18 protein-coding genes are annotated in these 16,756 nt (G+C 30.7%); 4 read left to right on the top strand and 14 right to left on the bottom strand.

What is annotated here, in order from left to right; all coding sequences use genetic code 11:
* Positions 1 to 23: 23 nt before the first annotated feature.
* The 3 genes from hisI to AMN80_RS00685 are packed head-to-tail and all read left to right on the top strand — an operon-like array spanning position 24 to position 1,478.
* On the top strand, positions 24 to 491 hold the full coding sequence (hisI, locus tag AMN80_RS00695; RefSeq protein ID WP_075520112.1) for a phosphoribosyl-AMP cyclohydrolase: 468 nt from the start codon (positions 24 to 26) through the stop codon (positions 489 to 491).
* Positions 491 to 1,111, top strand: coding sequence for a putative 2OG-Fe(II) oxygenase (locus AMN80_RS00690; protein WP_075520111.1), 621 nt, complete (start codon positions 491 to 493; stop codon positions 1,109 to 1,111). Before hisI ends, AMN80_RS00690 begins: the two co-directional genes overlap by 1 nt.
* The gene (locus AMN80_RS00685; protein WP_075520110.1) at positions 1,104 to 1,478 is read left to right on the top strand and encodes a DUF2237 family protein; all 375 of its coding nucleotides are present in this window, start codon (positions 1,104 to 1,106) and stop codon (positions 1,476 to 1,478) included. The genes AMN80_RS00690 and AMN80_RS00685 overlap by 8 nt, the downstream gene beginning before the upstream one ends.
* Before the next feature lies 1 nt (position 1,479).
* On the opposite strand, the gene AMN80_RS00680 is transcribed toward AMN80_RS00685, so the two are convergent.
* The 6 genes from AMN80_RS00680 to AMN80_RS00650 form a co-directional block, all read right to left on the bottom strand.
* The gene (locus tag AMN80_RS00680; RefSeq protein WP_075520109.1) at positions 1,480 to 3,099 is read right to left on the bottom strand and encodes an electron transfer flavoprotein-ubiquinone oxidoreductase; all 1,620 of its coding nucleotides are present in this window, start codon (positions 3,097 to 3,099) and stop codon (positions 1,480 to 1,482) included.
* Positions 3,100 to 3,102: 3 nt separating this feature from the next.
* Complete coding sequence (locus AMN80_RS00675; protein WP_075520108.1) at positions 3,103 to 4,056, bottom strand: electron transfer flavoprotein subunit alpha/FixB family protein; 954 nt, start codon at positions 4,054 to 4,056, stop codon at positions 3,103 to 3,105.
* A complete protein-coding gene (locus tag AMN80_RS00670; protein ID WP_075520107.1) occupies positions 4,056 to 4,805 on the bottom strand; it encodes an electron transfer flavoprotein subunit beta/FixA family protein in 750 nt (249 codons plus the stop codon). Before AMN80_RS00670 ends, AMN80_RS00675 begins: the two co-directional genes overlap by 1 nt.
* On the bottom strand, positions 4,805 to 7,237 hold the full coding sequence (locus AMN80_RS00665) for a GcvT family protein (protein WP_075520106.1): 2,433 nt from the start codon (positions 7,235 to 7,237) through the stop codon (positions 4,805 to 4,807). The genes AMN80_RS00670 and AMN80_RS00665 overlap by 1 nt, the downstream gene beginning before the upstream one ends.
* A 46-nt stretch (positions 7,238 to 7,283) precedes the next feature.
* Positions 7,284 to 7,487, bottom strand: a complete 204-nt coding sequence (locus AMN80_RS00660; protein WP_075520105.1) for a hypothetical protein — start codon at positions 7,485 to 7,487, stop codon at positions 7,284 to 7,286.
* A gap of 291 nt (positions 7,488 to 7,778) precedes the next feature.
* Positions 7,779 to 8,249 (bottom strand): hypothetical protein, encoded by a 471-nt coding sequence (locus AMN80_RS00650; RefSeq protein ID WP_179850261.1) that lies wholly within the window; start codon positions 8,247 to 8,249, stop codon positions 7,779 to 7,781.
* Between the two features lie 40 nt (positions 8,250 to 8,289).
* Here AMN80_RS00650 and AMN80_RS00645 point away from each other — a divergent pair, with 40 nt between their 5' ends.
* Entirely contained in the window at positions 8,290 to 8,760 is a 471-nt protein-coding gene (locus AMN80_RS00645) for a thioesterase family protein (RefSeq protein ID WP_075520102.1), read from the top strand.
* A gap of 1 nt (position 8,761) precedes the next feature.
* Here AMN80_RS00645 and AMN80_RS00640 read toward each other — a convergent pair whose 3' ends face one another.
* From AMN80_RS00640 to AMN80_RS00605, 8 genes are all read right to left on the bottom strand, one after another.
* Positions 8,762 to 9,331: an NAD(P)H-dependent oxidoreductase gene (locus AMN80_RS00640; protein ID WP_075520101.1), complete on the bottom strand. Its 570-nt coding sequence runs from the start codon at positions 9,329 to 9,331 to the stop codon at positions 8,762 to 8,764.
* Entirely contained in the window at positions 9,328 to 9,900 is a 573-nt protein-coding gene (gene msrA / locus AMN80_RS00635) for a peptide-methionine (S)-S-oxide reductase MsrA (protein WP_075520100.1), read from the bottom strand. Before msrA ends, AMN80_RS00640 begins: the two co-directional genes overlap by 4 nt.
* 12 nt (positions 9,901 to 9,912) lie before the next feature.
* Positions 9,913 to 10,374 carry a CoA-binding protein gene (locus AMN80_RS00630; protein WP_075520099.1) on the bottom strand — a complete coding sequence of 154 codons (462 nt, stop codon included), beginning with the start codon at positions 10,372 to 10,374 and terminating at the stop codon, positions 9,913 to 9,915.
* Positions 10,374 to 11,165: an enoyl-CoA hydratase gene (locus AMN80_RS00625; RefSeq protein WP_075520098.1), complete on the bottom strand. Its 792-nt coding sequence runs from the start codon at positions 11,163 to 11,165 to the stop codon at positions 10,374 to 10,376. Before AMN80_RS00625 ends, AMN80_RS00630 begins: the two co-directional genes overlap by 1 nt.
* On the bottom strand, positions 11,149 to 11,523 hold the full coding sequence (locus tag AMN80_RS00620; RefSeq protein ID WP_075520097.1) for a cytidyltransferase: 375 nt from the start codon (positions 11,521 to 11,523) through the stop codon (positions 11,149 to 11,151). Before AMN80_RS00620 ends, AMN80_RS00625 begins: the two co-directional genes overlap by 17 nt.
* Positions 11,524 to 11,563: 40 nt before the next feature.
* Positions 11,564 to 13,735: an autotransporter outer membrane beta-barrel domain-containing protein gene (locus AMN80_RS00615; protein ID WP_082256516.1), complete on the bottom strand. Its 2,172-nt coding sequence runs from the start codon at positions 13,733 to 13,735 to the stop codon at positions 11,564 to 11,566.
* Positions 13,736 to 13,775: 40 nt separating this feature from the next.
* The gene (locus AMN80_RS00610; RefSeq protein WP_075520096.1) at positions 13,776 to 15,917 is read right to left on the bottom strand and encodes an autotransporter outer membrane beta-barrel domain-containing protein; all 2,142 of its coding nucleotides are present in this window, start codon (positions 15,915 to 15,917) and stop codon (positions 13,776 to 13,778) included.
* Positions 15,918 to 15,924: 7 nt separating this feature from the next.
* On the bottom strand, positions 15,925 to 16,756 hold an 832-nt coding region (locus tag AMN80_RS00605), incomplete at its 5' end, for an autotransporter outer membrane beta-barrel domain-containing protein (protein ID WP_143323366.1).

Genomic DNA, 16,756 nt, shown 5'->3' with positions numbered 1-16,756 from the left:
ATGTGCTAAATACTTCTAAAAATATGTTTAAAAAAAGAGAAAATGTCACAGATATTGAGGAGGGAAATTTATTGTCCCCTAAATTTGATAATGATGGATTAATTCCTGTCATCACTACATGTTCAAAGACAAAAGAAATATTAATGCATGGTTATATGAATGTGGAGGCTTTAAAAAAAACAATTGAAACTAAAGAAGCTCATTACTGGAGTCGATCAAGAAATCAAATCTGGCACAAAGGTAAAACAAGTGGTTTTGTGCAAAAAGTTATAGAAGTTAGAATTGATGATGATCAAGATGCCGTATGGTTAACTGTAGACATTGGGTCAGGTTCTAGTTGTCATGTTGGATATAGATCTTGTTTTTATAGATCTGTTCCTCTAGGAAAAATTGACAATGCGAGAGAAATAAAAATGAAATTTGAAGAAAAAGAGAAGAAGTTTGACCCTGAAGTTGTTTATAAAGGTCAACCAAATCCAACTAAAATATAATGTCAAAAAAAATTAATATAATAAGTCCTTTTGGTCCTAAATTAGCAAAAATAAAACTTAGTAAAAAAGTTGTAAACGATATTAATCAAGAGGTCGAAAGAATTATATTAAATGAAAAAAAATCTAAAAAAAAAGATTATTCTAAAAAATTAGTTGGTGAAGTATATCAAGAGATTGAGCTTTCCAAAAATTTTATAAATAAAAAGCTTAAAAAGTTTATTCACGAAAAAGTAAAAAATTATTTGAAAAATACAATTAATAAATCAACCAATAAAATAAATATTAAAAATTTTTGGGTGGTTAGACAATTTAAAAATGAATACAATCCAGTTCATTACCATGACGGGAATATATCTGGTGTAGGATATCTAAAAATACCAAAAAACTTAAATTTTAGTAAAAAGAAAAAGAAAACTAATGGAACAATAGATTTTATAAATGGTTCTAGGATGTTTTTAAATAAAAGTATTTATAATCATGTGCCAAAGGTTGGTGATTTAATATTATTTCCAAACTATCTTATGCATACTGCATATCCTTTTGTCGTTGATGGCGAGAGAAGATCATTCTCTTTTAATGTTGAATTAGACAAAAAAGTTGCTGACGTTTTTCATGACTAAGAAACAAAAAAACGTATTAGGTGAAGATCTTGAATTATGTTCTTCAGATCCATTGACTGGATGGTATAGGGATGGATGTTGTAATACCGATGAAAATGATAAAGGTGTTCATACAGTTTGTGCAAAAGTATCTAATGAATTTTTAAATTGGTGCAAAGAAGCTGGAAATGATTTAATAACACCTCATCCAGAATTTGGATTTCCTGGTTTAAAAGATGGTGATTGCTGGTGTGTTTGTGCAAGTTGGTACGCAAGAGCAATTGATGCTAATAAAGGATGTCCTATTTTTTTAAAAAGAACTCACGAAAATACTTTGAAACTTATTCCGATTGAAACTTTAAAAAAATACGCAATAGACTTATCTTAAATTACATATTCCCGTATCTTGGACCACCACTTCCTTCTGGTGTTACCCAAGTAATATTTTGGGAAGGTTCTTTTATATCACATGTCTTACAATGGATACAATTCTGAGCATTTATTACAAATTTAGGTGAACCATTTTCATTTTGAACTTCGTAAACACCTGCCGGACAATATCTTTGTGCAGGTTCATCATATTTTTCTAAAGTATATTTTATTGGTAACTCTTTATCTTTTAGCTGGAGATGTACTGGCTGATTGTCCTCGTGATTTGTTCCAGTTAAATATACAGAGCTAGTTTTATCAAAAGTTAAGATATTATCTGGTTTTGGGTACTCTATAACTGGCATTTTATTTGCTGGTTTTAAAGTTTCATGATCTGCATGCTTATGTTTCAATGTGAATGGTAGCTTTCCCCTAAATAATATTTGATCAATCCCAGTAAAAATAATTCCTAAAATTAAACCCCAACTAAAGCTTGGTTTAACATTTCTTGCTGCATGTAATTCCTCATAAGCCCAGCTTTTATTAAATTTTTGCTCATATATTGATAAATCTTTTTTATCTTTTAGATGCTCAACTATTGTTTCTGCAGCTATTAAGCCACTTTTCATTGCTGTGTGCGAACCTTTTATTTTAGGCATATTTAAAGTACCTGCATCACATCCAATTAATAAAGCACCAGGCATATACATTTTTGGGAGACTTTGAATTCCTCCCTCAATTAATGCTCTTGCACCATATGAAATTCTTTTACCTCCATTTAGCATTTTCGAAATTGCAGGATGTGTTTTAAATCTTTGAAATTCATCAAAAGGAGAGAGATGAGGATTTTGATAATCTAAACCAATTACATATCCTAAATAAACTTCTTTGTTTTCAGCATGATAAACAAAACTTCCACCGTATGTATTATTGTCTAATGGCCAACCAGCAGTGTGCATAACTAATCCTTCTTCATGATTTTTTTCATCTACTTTCCAAATTTCTTTAAAACCGATACCGTACTGCTGTGGATTTTTTCCTTTACTCAAATCAAATTTTTTAATTAAATTTTTTCCTAAGTGTCCTCTACAGCCTTCGGCAAAAACAGTTACTTTTGCATGTAGTTCCATTCCAGGCTCGTAGCTATCTTTTTTTTCTCCGTTTTTATCTAAACCCATGTCTTGAGTGATAACACCTCTTACAGAGCCATCCTCATGGTACAAAATATCTGATGCTGGAAAGCCTGGGAATATTTCTACACCTAATGTTTCTGCTTTTTCAGCTAACCATCTACACAAATTTGCAAGACTTATAATGTAATTTTTATGATTTTGTTGAACTTTTGGTAGCAGCCATGTTGGCCAACTAATTGATTTTGTTTTTCCAAGAAATAAAAATTTTTCTTTTGTAACTTTAGTTTTAATTGGTGAGTTTAATTCTTTCCAGTTAGGTATTAATTCATCCAAAGCTCTCGTTTCAAAAACATTTCCTGATAAAATATGTGAACCAATTTCTGCTCCCTTTTCTAAAACACAGACATTGATTTCAGAATTTAATTGTTTCAGTTTTATTGCTGTTGCTAATCCTGATGGTCCTCCACCAACAATAACAACATCATATTCCATAACTTCTCTAGTCATGAATTACTTTTGAATACTATTGAGTTTATTTAATTCTTCTAAAAATTGAGGTAATGCTTCAAACAAGTCTGCCTCTAGCCCATAATCTGCAACACTAAAAATTGGAGCTTCTCCGTCTTTGTTGATTGCAACGATTACTTTACTCTCTTTCATTCCAGCTAAGTGTTGGATAGCTCCAGATATTCCAACCGCAATGTACAAATCGGGCACAACAACTTTACCAGTTTGGCCTACTTGATGATCGTTAGTGATATAACCTGCATCGACAGCTGCTCTTGACGCTCCTATCGCTGCGTTAAGTTTATCTGCGATAGCAGAAATCAATTTAAAGTTATCTGAATTTTGCATTCCTCTTCCACCAGAAATAACAACTCTTGCAGTACCTAACTCTGGTCTATCAGATTTTATTTCTTCTCTCTTTACAAATTTTGAACTTTCAAACTTATCTCCTGGCTCAGATTTAACTATTTCTGCTGATCCTCCGGTTGAAGGTGCTGGATCAAAAGATGTTGGTCTAATAGTTACACATTTTTTTTTATCGGTGCTTTTAACAGTTGCAAATGCGTTACCTGCATAAATTGGTCTTAAAAAAGTATCTTCAGAAATAACATTTACTATATCGCTAACTTGTGACGTATCTAGTAATGCTGCCACCCTGGGCATTAAATTTTTTCCAAACGTATTTGCTGAACAAACAATGTGTGAATAATTATCTACATGCTTTAAAATCGTAGATGTGTAATTTTCAGCAGTAAAATTATCAAATATTTCATTATCAACATGGATCACTTTTTTGACTAATGGTATTTCGCTTGCAGCTTTTGCAACGCTATCTGATTTGTTTCCAAGAACTAGAACATGTAAATTTTCATTGATTTTTGATGCGGCTGTTGCTGCGTTAAAAGTAAATGGTCTAAGATCTGAGTTATTATGTTCCGCTATTAATAAAACTGACATTATATTACTTTAGCCTCATTTTTTAATTTTTGAACCAATTCTGATACACTTGCGACTTTTATACCAGCTTTTCTTTTTGGCGGTTCTTCTACTTTAATTTGCTCGATTCTCGCTTTAGTATCAACCCCTAAATCAGATGCATTTAACTGCTCTAAAGGTTTTTTCTTTGCCTTCATAATATTTGGTAATGATGCATATCTTGGTTCATTAAGTCTTAGATCACAGGTTACAATCGCAGGTATATTTACCTCTATCGTTTCTAAACCTTCATCAATTTCTCGAGTGACTTCTAAAGATTTTTCTTTAACCTCAATTTTTGAGGCAAAAGTTGCTTGTGGCCAATTTAATATTGCAGCTAACATTTGACCTGTTTGATTGCAATCATCATCAATTGCTTGTTTGCCCATAAAAACTAAATCTGGATTTTCTTTTTCAACTATTTTTTTTAATATTTTAGAAACAGCTAGTGGTTCAACTATTCCATCAACTTTAACATGAATACCTCTGTCCGCTCCTACAGCAAGAGCTTTTCTTACTGTTTCTTGAGCTTTATCATCTCCTATTGTAATTGCTATAACCTCTTTAGCTTTACCTGATTCTTTTATTTTTACCGCTTCTTCGATTGCATTATCGTCTGGTGGATTGGTTGACATCTTTACATTGTCAGTTACAACACCGGTTCCATCATCCTTTACTCTAACTTGGACGTTGTAATCAATTACTCTTTTTACAGCCACTAATATTTTCATTATGCTCTCAATAACTTATTTTCTGGATCATAAGGACTTTCATCCAGAATGGTTGCATCATATTTCTCACCTAAAATTTCAACTTTTAATTTCTGTCCTACATTACCAAGCTCTGGTTTAACCATGCCTAGTGCAATTGATTTACCTAATCTAAAACCGTAATCACCACCTGTTGCTCTTCCAATAACACTTCCATTTTCATAAATAGGATTGTTTCCAAGAACATCTGCGTCTTTTGGATTATGAATTTCTAATGTGACTAATTTATTATTAAATCCCTTTTCTCTCCACTTGTTTAAAGCTTCTAAACCTATAAAGCTTCCTTTATTTGGGTGAATAAATCTATCTAAACCACTTTCATATGGTGAGTATTCGATAGATAATTCTGTACCAACCAGTTTGTATGATTTTTCAACTCTTAAACTATTCATAGCTCTAATACCAAAAGGTTTAATTCCTAAATCTTTTCCTGCTTCCATTAATTTATCGAAAATGTGATTTTGATATTCAATTGGATGATGAAGTTCCCATCCAAGCTCTCCTACAAAATTCACTCTCATTGCATTAACAGGTGCATAACCTACATCAACCATTTTAGAACTTAACCACTTAAAGTTTTCATTTGAAAAATCGTCTTTTGAAACTTTTTGCATTAGCTCTCTAGCTTTTGGTCCAGCAACAACAAGAACGCCATTGCTATTTGTTAAATTTTCAAATTGAACAGATCCATCATTTGGCATCCATTTTAAAATCCAGTCATGGTCTAATCTTTGAAAAGCACCAGCGGACACAAGATAAAAACTTGTTTCAGACTCTCTCATGATTGTAAATTCTGAGTGAACTCCCCCTTTTGTATTTAGTGCGTGGCAAAGATTAATTCTTCCAATTTTTTTTGGTAATTTATTTGCTACAAGTTTATCTAAAAAAGCCTCAGCACCAGGTCCTTTTATTCTACATTTTGCAAAAGCCGTCATATCTAACAAGCCAACATTTTCTCTTACATTCTTACATTCTTTTTCTATAGCACTGAACCATTTGGATCTTCTAAATGACCAATCATCTTTTTGTTCCATTCCATCTGTTGCAAAAAAATTCGGTCTTTCCCATCCAAATTTTTGACCAAACACAGCACCTAAATTTTTCATTCTATCGTAACACGGAGCTGTTCTTAAAGGTCTTGCTGCAGGTCTTTCTTCATCTGGGAAATGATTTATAAAAACGTGGCTATAAGCTTCTTCATTCTTTTTAATTAAATATGATTTAGAGCAATAGTCACCGTATCTTCTTGGTTCAACACCAAGCATATCAATTGTAGGCTCTCCATCGACAATCCACTCAGCTAATTGCCAACCCGCTCCTCCAGCCGCGGTTATTCCAAAACTATGTCCCTCATTAATCCAAAAATTTTTTAATCCCCAAGCTGGTCCAACAATTGGATTTCCATCAGGTGTATAACAAATTGCACCGTTATAAACTTTCTTAACTCCAACTTCACCAAAAGCTGGGACTCTGTGTATCGCGCCTTCTATATGGGGTGCTAGTCTATCTAAATCTTCTTGAAACAATTCATACTCTGACTCTTTAGATGGTCCATTAACATAACATGCTGGAGCACCATCTTCATATGGACCTAAAATTAATCCTCCTGCTTCTTCTCTCATATACCATCTACTATCACTATCTCTTAAAACTCCCATTTCTGGTAAACCTTCTTTTTTTCTTTTTTGAATTTCTGGATGAGGTTCTGTAACAATGTATTGGTGTTCTACTGGTATAACAGGAATATCTAATCCCACCATTTTACCAGTTTGTCTTGCAAAATTTCCTGAACAAGAAATTACATGTTCACACTCTATTGATCCTTTATCAGTTTCAACAACCCAACCATTTTTAGTTTGTTTAATTCCGACAACTGTTGTGTTTCTATAAATTTCTGCGCCTCTGTTCCTAGCTCCTGTAGCTAAAGCTTGTGTTAAATCTGCTGGTTGAATGTAACCATCTTCAGGATGTTGGATCGCACCAACTAAGTCAGATGTATTACATAGTGGCCAAATTTCTTTTACTTGATCTGGAGTTAAAAATTTTACATCAACCCCAATTGTTTGTGCTACACCTGCATACTGAAAATATTCATCCATTCTATCTTTATTGTTTGCAAGTCTAATATTAGATACTCTACTGAAGCCTACATTTTTTCCTGTCTCTTCTTCTAACTTACCGTACAAGTTAACTGCATATTTATGTAATTGACCAACTGAATAGCTCATGTTGAATAAAGGTAATAGCCCTGCTGCGTGCCAAGTCGATCCTGAAGTAAGTTCTTTTCTTTCAACTAAAACAACATCAGACCAACCTTTTTTTGCTAAATGGTATAGCGCGCTAACTCCTACTACCCCACCTCCAACAACAACTACTTTACTTTTAGATTTCACAGTAAACTTTTACTAAATTTTAATAATTTACGAAACATAAATTTTGCTAATCATCTTCAAAGTCTCGCCAATCTTTTATATACATAAGATAGCCTGCTACTGTAACGCTAATTGCGCCCACAATCATTCCACAATTAAGACCTACTTCTTTACCCCAAAAGTACCATCCAATTTGGTTTGCGCCAATAGGTGGTAAGCAAAGGATTGCCATCAAAATTGGGATTCTTAGATAAAATGGAGGCTTGGACATATTGTGAAATTACCAAAATGAGAATTTTAATATATAATTCTAATGACGCACTATGACAAAAAAAATATTAATTATATTAAGCATTTTAGCTCCTTTTATAACTTTTTATTTAATTAAATTTGCTTTTAAATTATCAGAGAAAAAATTACCTTTTTTGCCCCTTGCATTGATTAGTTTGATACTTTTGATTTTAACCTTGGTTTATTTAAGGTTCGATAACAGTTTCCTTCCAGATACAAAATATTCGCCTCCAAAGATGGAAAATGGAAAAGTTAAACCTGCAGAGAACAATTAAACGGAAGAACCTAATACTTTTGGCGCTAAAACAGCTGTCGTTAACCAGCAATTTTTAAGTGGTCCCTCTTTATTATACTTTTCAACCTGCCACTTAAATTTATAAAATTTTTTATCTTTTCCTAAAATAACTACTTCGTATGTAGCAACGTTTTCATTTTTAAACATCTCTTTTACCTCGTGCGACTTATGATTAATTAAGATTGAATATGTATCTTTTTTAATCATATTTTTAAATTTATCATACGGACCTGTAAAACTTTTATTTTTTGGGTGTGCAAATTCCCAAGTTTGTAAAATTCCAGAGTCGATATTGGGAGAATTGTTATTTTGTAAACTGCTTAATTGTATTTTGACAACTTCAGATGGCAAAATAGAAATATTAGGTTTCAAAATTTCTGCATAAGAAAATTTTGTATTAAAAAAAATAATTATTAAAAAAAATATTTTAAAAATATTAAATTTCACAATTTTATAATATAATATTTAAGTGTAAATTTAAGAAAAAATGACTCTTTATTTAACATCCAAAAAAATAATTAAGGATTGGACGGATTATAATGGGCACATGAATGTCGCATACTACGTTTTGATATTTGATTTGTTTGGTGCAGAAATATTAATGAACAAGTTCCAAATGGGAGAAGAATCTGCAAAAACCACAAAAAAAAGTACAATGGTTGTTGAATCTCATATTACATATAATCAAGAAGTAAAAGAAGGAGAAGATGTAGATGTTAACTTAATTTTTTTTGATCATGACAAAAAAAGACTTCAATACAAACTTGAAATGATTCATAAAGAAAAAAAATATGTTGCCTCAACAATAGAGGTTTTATCATTGTATGTTGATTTAAATCAAAGAAAAGTTGCAGAGTTTGAAGATGAAAAAGTTAAAATTATGGATCAATATATAAAAGAAAATTCATTAAAATTTAATTCTGAGAATTTAAAATTTTCTAATAAGCTAAAAAAATAAATTATAAACTAATAGCAGTATTTTCTACGTCTCTTAAATATTTTTTTCTTCTTTCATCTGATACAAAAGGAACTTCAAAATATCTTCTGTAAAGTACATCTTTGATACCACAGATATAAAAAACTCCTCTTTTTAATCGCCTTATAGGCATATTCAAAAAGAAAGTTGTGACTGCAAATCTTGGTGATCCATAAGTACAAAATATAATAACTTTTTTTCCTTTTAAATTTCCTTTTGGGTAACCGTAATTTCCAAATAACTTTTTAAAAGTAAATGCCCAAGGAGGTGAAAGAACTCTATCAATCCAGCCCTCTACAATTGCTGGCATTCGATAGTTCCAAATAGGTGCAACTAAAACTATTATGTCTGATTTATCAATTCTTTTTTGATGATCTAAAACTACTTCGTCTGGTTTTTCGCCTGCATAAACTGGATTGAAATTCTCTTTATATAAATCAACACAATCTACAGTGTGACCTTTTTTTTCTGCTGCCTCTGTAAATGTATTCTTTATAGCTGCGTTAAATGAATTTTGATTGTAGTGACCATAGACAATAAAAATATTTTTCATTTTTTCCAGATTTGTTCTAGTCTATTCTCTCTACCACAACCCTTTTTATAAAGTAAGTAATTAATAAAATTTGTTTGATAATAATTTTGGTGGTAATCTTCAGCTTTATAGAACTTATCAAAATCTCTAACATAAGTTACAACACTTTTATTGTACTGAGACTCAATTTCTTTGATTCTTTTTTCTATTAAATTTTTTTGCTCTTGGTTTTGGTAAAAAGCAACTGATCTGTAGCTATATCCTTTGTCACAAAATTGACCAGCCTTATCGAAAGGATCAATATTTTTCCAAAATATATTTAATAAGTTTTCAAAGTTCGTAATTTTACTATCGTAAACAATTTCAACTACTTCAAAGTGTCCTGTGTTTCCGTAAGTTACTTCTTTATATGTTGGATTTTTAGTTGTACCTCCAGAATATCCAGATATCACATCTTTTACACCTTTGGCTTTATCAAAAGATTCTTCCATACACCAAAAACATCCTCCACCAAAATAAACTTTTTTTAAATCTTCAGCAAAAGCGTTGGAATTAAATAAAAAAAATGAAATTAAAAATATTCTCAGCATTTTACGGTTTGTTTAATTTTTTAATGCTGGAAAAACTGGATTAACTTTTTGAAAAATATTTTGATAATCCTGTTTAATGCAGCGATTAGAAATATACTTGATTTTTGCATCATTCGCTATTTTCTCTGCTGCGTCATTTTTAATTCCATACTGTAACCATAAAACTTTAGCGTTAATTTTAACTGCATCTTCTGCTATTGCAGGGGTTTCTTTGGATGGTCTAAATACATTAACGATATCTATCTTTTCATTTATATCACTTAGTTTAGCCACTACTTTCTCACCATGAATTATTTCTCCTACTGCAAATGGATTGACCGGTATAACTTTATAACCAAATTCTTGCATATACTTCATAACAATTGTTGAAGGTTTTCTTTTTAAATTTGTTCTATCCTCTTTTTCTTTTAAAGAGCTAACTCCAATCATTGCAATTGTTTTTGAATTTTTTAAAATAATTTCTATTTCTTGCATTATTTATTTTTCCATTTTGGTGATCTTTTACCTAAAAAAGCAGATATGCCCTCTTTGGCATCTTGTTTCATCATATTTAAAGTCATCATTTTACTGGTATATGTGTAAGCTTGTTTTAATGGCATCTCTAATTGTTTATAAAAAGCTTTTTTTCCAATTCTTATTGAGGCATTAGATTTAGATGAAATAACTTTTGCAACTTCTAAAACTTTTTTATTTAATTTTGATTTTGGATAATAATCATTGATTAAACCAATTTCTTTTGCGTATTTTGCATTAATAGGTTCACCTGTTAAAAGCATTTTCATCATTCTTTTTCTATTAATTTTTCTACTGACAGCAACCATGGGTGTGCTACAAAATAAACCTATGTTTACTCCTGGTGTTGCAAATTTTGCATCTGATGATGAATAAGTTAGATCGCAACTAGCAGCTAATTGACATCCTGCTGCGTAAGCTGATCCGTGAACTTTTGCAATAACTGGTTTTCTACATTCAACTATATCAATCATTAATTTAGAACATAAATTGAATAGTTTTAAGTATTTGGATCTTATTTTTAAACCTTTAACCTCTTTTAAATTATGACCAGCACTAAAACCTTTACCATTTCCACTTATGACAATGACATGAGTTTTATTATCGTTATTTAATTTTTTAAATATCTTTATTAAAGATCCTAATGTTTTAAAAGAAAGTGAATTATATGTTTTAGGATCATTTATAATTATATTTTTAATACCATTACCTAAATCTTTTAAAAGAACTGACATTTTACTCAAGTTCTCCATCTTCACGCATTTTTTTTCTAATATTTGTTGCTGATATTTTTTGAATGTCCTCTGGTAATACAATTTCTTCAATTTTATATCCTACTCCTCGTCCATAGCAAATATTTGTAATGTTGGGTACCAATACTATTTTAAATCTTCCCTCAAACTTTGGATTTAATCTTTCTTCTATTTTTTTTTTTACTGTTTCAAAATCAAATGGATTGTCATCAACACCTTGTACATCTCTTATTTGGATACAAACTTGTCCTGTTTTTTTTATAATTTCTTCAAATAAAGCATAATGACCATCGTGAAATGGTTGCCAACGTCCAAGCATTTGTGCTGTTGGTTTTTTATTGTCCCATTGATAACTCATATATACCTCTTTTTTTTGAGTTTAATCTTATTGAAATAAATTAAAAGACTTTATTTAATACAATATTAGCTTCTCTGTTTTCACCTAAATTTGTTAAATCATCATTAACATTAAAGCTTAAATTCAAACCGTTTACATCTTTTTTAAATTCTAATTTCGATAATAAATTTTCTGAACCATTGATTGTAAATGCATATTCGGCACCATCATAAGGTAAATATCCTATTGCAATATACAAATTATCATTGTGACCAGAATTTATAGCTTGATTTCTCTCATAAATTAAAAATATACTATATCTATCAGGGAAAATTAAATCTAAACCAATTTCAGCATTAATATTATGAACAGAGCCTATATGTAGTTTATCCGTGTAAGAATTTGATGGATCATTAGCATAAGTATACTTAATCTTGGAAGACCGATCAATATCAGCTAAATATTCTATTTTACCATGCCTTTTGAATTCATATTTTTCATTTGATAAATCTTCAACTACAGCAATTGATTTTCTTAAATTTAATGTTCCAACATGTTGGTCCTTAACACTTATGGCTGCTTCTGCTTTTCCAGATTCTTTATATCTCTTTAAAAGAGTATGTCCTAAATCTAATTGTTCGGAAGATATAAAAGTTAATTTACCTTTTACAAATTCATCTTTAAGCCTATAAGTTCCGTAAAGTTGGTATCCTTTCCTTTTAGCTGTCAATTTATTTCCACTAACATCAGTGATAATGTCAGAGCTCAATTTTCCTATCCCAAAAATTTTATCTACAAATTTTGTATCATTTTCTACGGGCGATGTATTGTAATAGGTTACATTAAATGTATTAGAATCTAAATGACTTCCAGAATTACCAACATCAACATCATCCCTTCCAAATCTGAAAGCTAATCCATCGATACCATAATCATCAGTGAATTTGTCAAGACCAAAAGTTAAAGAATTTGTACTAATTTCCTTTGTAGATGCAATGCTAGTATCCCCAACTCTTCCTAGCATAATGTTGCCCTCGCTCCAGTAAAAATATTTTTTATTAGACTCAGTATTTTTTTTAATCTTTGATATTTTTTTAAAGGATGAAATAGGTAATTGGTTTAAGGATGAAAGCATGGTATTTGAAAAGTTTAATTTAATATTCTGATTAGATAAATTTTGTTTATCTTCGTTTCTTTTTATCCACTTCAATCTATTTAAAACTGAATTTGTTGATATATTAATTGTTCTTTTTGCAAGTTCCAATTGAGCCTCTGCTATTCCAGCACGGTCACTATTTTGAGTAATCTTTTCACATTTTCCTGCAAAAAGGTTGAACGGACAAGGCAAGTGATGCTCTTGTACTAGTTGGAGTGTAGTATCTGCAATAAACATTCTTAATCCATCAGGACTAAAGTCTATACCATTAGGGTTATTACTTCTGTTTACACCACCATCAAAGGAAGCTGTAGAAATGTTAAAACCTTCAGATAGAGTATATTGATTAACGTCATTACCATTTGTTCCTACCAAAAACATTCTTGTTCCATTCTTATTAAACGCTATACCACTTGGTTCAATTTCATTAGTTGTTAGAGTTTCTATATTAACTGTTGTTTTAGCTGATCTTAAAAGATTAGCTCCACCAGACAAATCAAAACTTTTATTCAATGAATATTGATAAATACTTCTGGTTGAAATAGCCTTCTGACCATCGGTAACATACATCATGGTTCCATCATGACTAAAAGCTAGACCAAGAAATACGCTGGCAACTTCCGATGAGACATCAAAAGAATTTCCAGTATAGTCAGCTTCTGATATATCGAAATTTACAGAGAGCGAATATTCAAATACTTTTTTTTGTGATCTTCCTGCAATAAACATTTTTGATCCATCATTATTAAACCTAACACACATTGGATTACCATCTTCACTGGCAACTGAAAAGCTATCGACAAAAACAGCTGACGATATGTTAAATGCTTCTGATAGAGTATATTCATTTACATCATCACCAACGTTTCCAACAACAAACATTTTTTTTCCATCATTACTAAATGTAACATCTCTCGGCCCAGCTTCTTCACCTGAAACATCAAATGTTCTTACTTCATAATTGGAAGTAGAAAGTGTGTCGCCGCTCTGTAAAATGGCATTAGCGTTTTGAATAAAAATATTAGATATGCAAAAATAAAAAGTTAAAAATAAAAGTGTTTTTTTAAGCGTGCTCATCTAAATTTTAAAGAAATTAATTTAACCCTTAAAATTTAAATTAAAAGACTTTATTTAATGTGAAATTAGCCTCTTTATAATCACCTGAATTTGCTAAATCATCTTTGATGTTAAAACCTAAATTAAACCCATTAATATTTTTTTTAACTTCTAATTTTGATAAAAGATTTTCTGAGCCCTCAATTGTAAGAGCATAATTAGTCTCTTTGTTAGGAAGATATCCAACAGCAATATGCACTTTATCAGTGTGCCCCGTGTCGATTGCTTGATTACGCTCATATATTAAAAATATACTAAAACTATCAGGTAAAACTACATCAATACCAATTTCACCATTGATGTTGTGAAAAGCTTCTAAGTGTAAAGTATCATTGAAATCTACACTTCCATCATCCACATAAGTGTATTTAAAGTTTGAAGAACGGTCGATATCTGCAACGTATTCGATTTTACCATGTCTCTTTATATTATACCTATCGTTAGATATGTCTTCCACAGCTGCAAGACTAGCTCGAATTTTTTTTGATCTTATATGTTGTTTTTGAACATCAATTGCCCCGGCACCAGACTCTTTATAAGATCCTAAAATAGTGTGACCAATATCAAATCTTCCTGAAGGAATAAAAGTTAAATTATTTTTTTTAATTTCATTTTTTATTCTTATTGTTCCATATATTTGATGGCCAGATCTATCAGCTGTTAAATTTTGTCCATCTAGAACAGTTAATAAATCAGAATTTAATTTACCAAACCCAATAATTTTATTTAAAAATTTTGTATCACCTTCTATTGGTGATGTTGAATAAAGGGTAATATTATAAGTATCAGTATCTAAATTGCTTCCAGCAGTTCCTACATCAACATTATTTCTACCCAATCTAAATGCTAAGCCCGCTATTCCTTTATTATCAGTAAATTTATCCACACCGAAAGTTAAAGCATCCATATCGATTTTTTTTGTAGATGAAATACTTGTATCTCCAATTCTTCCAACAGAAATACTTCCCTCACTCCAATAAAACACATCTTCGTCTTTATTTTTATTGTTAACAGCTGATGCTCTAACAATTTCAGTTAAAGAAGCCAATCTTTGATTGGTAAAATTAATATCAATATTTAGGTTTGATAAATTTTGTTTGTCTTTATTTCTTCTAATCCACTTTAATCGGTTTAATGCAGTATCTACTGAATGATCAATAGTTCTTTTAGCAATTTCTATTTGACCTAATGCAATTCCAGTTCTATCTTTATTTTTTGTAATTGAATTACATTTTCCTATGAAAAGATTATAAGGACATTTTAAATGATACTCATTTACCTCGTCCCCGTCGTCACCAACAATAAACATTTTTAATCCAGAAGCACTAAATGCTATACCAGATGGGTTAATTTCCTGAGTGTTTAAATGTAAACCGCCTACAAAAGATAAAGTTGAGATATCAAAAGCTGTAGATAAAGAGTATTGATTAACATCATTACCTTTTGATCCTATTACAAACATAGTTGTGCCGTCTTCATTAAACTCTATACCAAATGGTTCATCTTCATTTGTAGCCAAACTCATGGGATGTGTCAGATCTTTTGATTGTACAAAATTAATACCTTCGGAGAAATCAAAACCCACATTTAATGAAAACTCGTTTATATCATCTCCATTATTCCCAGTAACAAACATTTTTGTACCATCGTTATTAAAATCAAGACCAAAAGGTTTGTTATCGTAAGGTTTAAAATTAAAAGTGGTTTCAGGTGTAGTGCCATTCCCCGAGATTGATGTTATATCAAAAGGTGTACTAAGTAAAAATTCTTTTATAGCTGCACCAGTATCCCAATAACTTACAGTAAACATCTTTGTTCCATCGTTATTAAATTTTACGCTGAAAGAATTACCATTAAAATTAAAAAAACCTCTATAAGAAGCAGTGGATATATCGAAGGCACTAGTCAGAGTGTACTCGTATATTTTATCATTAGTCGTTGCAGTGACATACATTTTTGTTCCATCATTATTAAAAGTGATTCCTTTTGGCCCTGTATCTTGACCACTAACACTAAAGTTTTGTACAAAGAGAGGTGTAGCATGATCACCACTATTTAAAGTTGCATGAGCATTTTGAGCAAAAATTTTAGATATGAGAAAAAAAAAGATAGATAAAAATATGTAGGTATTATTTTTTTTCATTTTTAAACTAAAACTGACGTTTTAAATTAAATGAAATTTCATCGTATTCGTCAGGTTGCATCAAATCATTAGTTAATTTTAGATCAATATTATAATCATTAATATTTTTACTGAATGCATAATTTGATTTCATGCTATCAGTTCCATCTATTGAAAAGGCAAAATTTGTTTCTTTGTTAGGTAGATATCCAACAGCGAGATGTAATTTATCTGTATGTCCTGAGTCGATTGCTTGATTACGTTCATATATTAAAAATATACTAAAGCTATCAGGCAAAACTATATCAATACCAATTTCACCATTGATGTTGTGAAAAGCTTCTGAATGCAAGTTATCATTAAAACTAGTGTTTCTATCACCAACATAGTTATATTTAAAATTTGAAGAGCGATCGACATCTGCAACATATTCTAATTTGCCGTGTCTCTTAAAAGTATATTTATCATTAGATAAATCCTCAATAGCTGATAAACCTGCTCTTATTTTTTTGGACCTAACATGTTGTTTCCTAACATTTATAGCTCCCAGACCAGATTCTTGATAAGATCCTAAAATAGTATGACCAACATCAAATCTTTGGTAAGGAATTAAAATGAGATTATCTTTTTTTATTTCATCTTTAATTCTAAATGTTCCATACATTTGAAGACCGTCTCTCTCTGCCGTTAAATTTTGCCCATCTAGAACAGTTAATAAATCAGAACTTAATTTACCAATCCCAAAAATTTTATCTAAAAACTTTGTATCGTCTTTTATAGCTGTGGTATCGTAATAAGTAATATTATAAGTATCAGTATCTAAATTGCTTCCAGCGTTTCCAACATCCACATCGTTTTTG

Source organism: Candidatus Pelagibacter communis (assembly GCF_001179985.1).
Lineage (GTDB): Bacteria > Pseudomonadota > Alphaproteobacteria > Pelagibacterales > Pelagibacteraceae > Pelagibacter > Pelagibacter ubique_J.
This window is presented reverse-complemented; position numbering and strand designations above follow the sequence as displayed.

Excerpts from the sequence above, each read along its gene's own strand:
- hisI (WP_075520112.1), top strand. The coding sequence starts at position 24 with ATGTTTAAAAAAAGAGAAAATGTCACAGATATTGAGGAGGGAAATTTA.
- AMN80_RS00690 (WP_075520111.1), top strand. The coding sequence starts at position 491 with ATGTCAAAAAAAATTAATATAATAAGTCCTTTTGGTCCTAAATTAGCA.
- AMN80_RS00685 (WP_075520110.1), top strand. The coding sequence starts at position 1,104 with ATGACTAAGAAACAAAAAAACGTATTAGGTGAAGATCTTGAATTATGT.
- AMN80_RS00680 (WP_075520109.1), bottom strand. The coding sequence starts at position 3,099 with ATGACTAGAGAAGTTATGGAATATGATGTTGTTATTGTTGGTGGAGGA.
- AMN80_RS00675 (WP_075520108.1), bottom strand. The coding sequence starts at position 4,056 with ATGTCAGTTTTATTAATAGCGGAACATAATAACTCAGATCTTAGACCA.
- AMN80_RS00670 (WP_075520107.1), bottom strand. The coding sequence starts at position 4,805 with ATGAAAATATTAGTGGCTGTAAAAAGAGTAATTGATTACAACGTCCAA.
- AMN80_RS00660 (WP_075520105.1), bottom strand. The coding sequence starts at position 7,487 with ATGTCCAAGCCTCCATTTTATCTAAGAATCCCAATTTTGATGGCAATC.
- AMN80_RS00645 (WP_075520102.1), top strand. The coding sequence starts at position 8,290 with ATGACTCTTTATTTAACATCCAAAAAAATAATTAAGGATTGGACGGAT.
- AMN80_RS00640 (WP_075520101.1), bottom strand. The coding sequence starts at position 9,331 with ATGAAAAATATTTTTATTGTCTATGGTCACTACAATCAAAATTCATTT.
- msrA (WP_075520100.1), bottom strand. The coding sequence starts at position 9,900 with ATGCTGAGAATATTTTTAATTTCATTTTTTTTATTTAATTCCAACGCT.
- AMN80_RS00630 (WP_075520099.1), bottom strand. The coding sequence starts at position 10,374 with ATGCAAGAAATAGAAATTATTTTAAAAAATTCAAAAACAATTGCAATG.
- AMN80_RS00625 (WP_075520098.1), bottom strand. The coding sequence starts at position 11,165 with ATGGAGAACTTGAGTAAAATGTCAGTTCTTTTAAAAGATTTAGGTAAT.
- AMN80_RS00620 (WP_075520097.1), bottom strand. The coding sequence starts at position 11,523 with ATGAGTTATCAATGGGACAATAAAAAACCAACAGCACAAATGCTTGGA.
- AMN80_RS00615 (WP_082256516.1), bottom strand. The coding sequence starts at position 13,735 with ATGAGCACGCTTAAAAAAACACTTTTATTTTTAACTTTTTATTTTTGC.
- AMN80_RS00610 (WP_075520096.1), bottom strand. The coding sequence starts at position 15,917 with ATGAAAAAAAATAATACCTACATATTTTTATCTATCTTTTTTTTTCTC.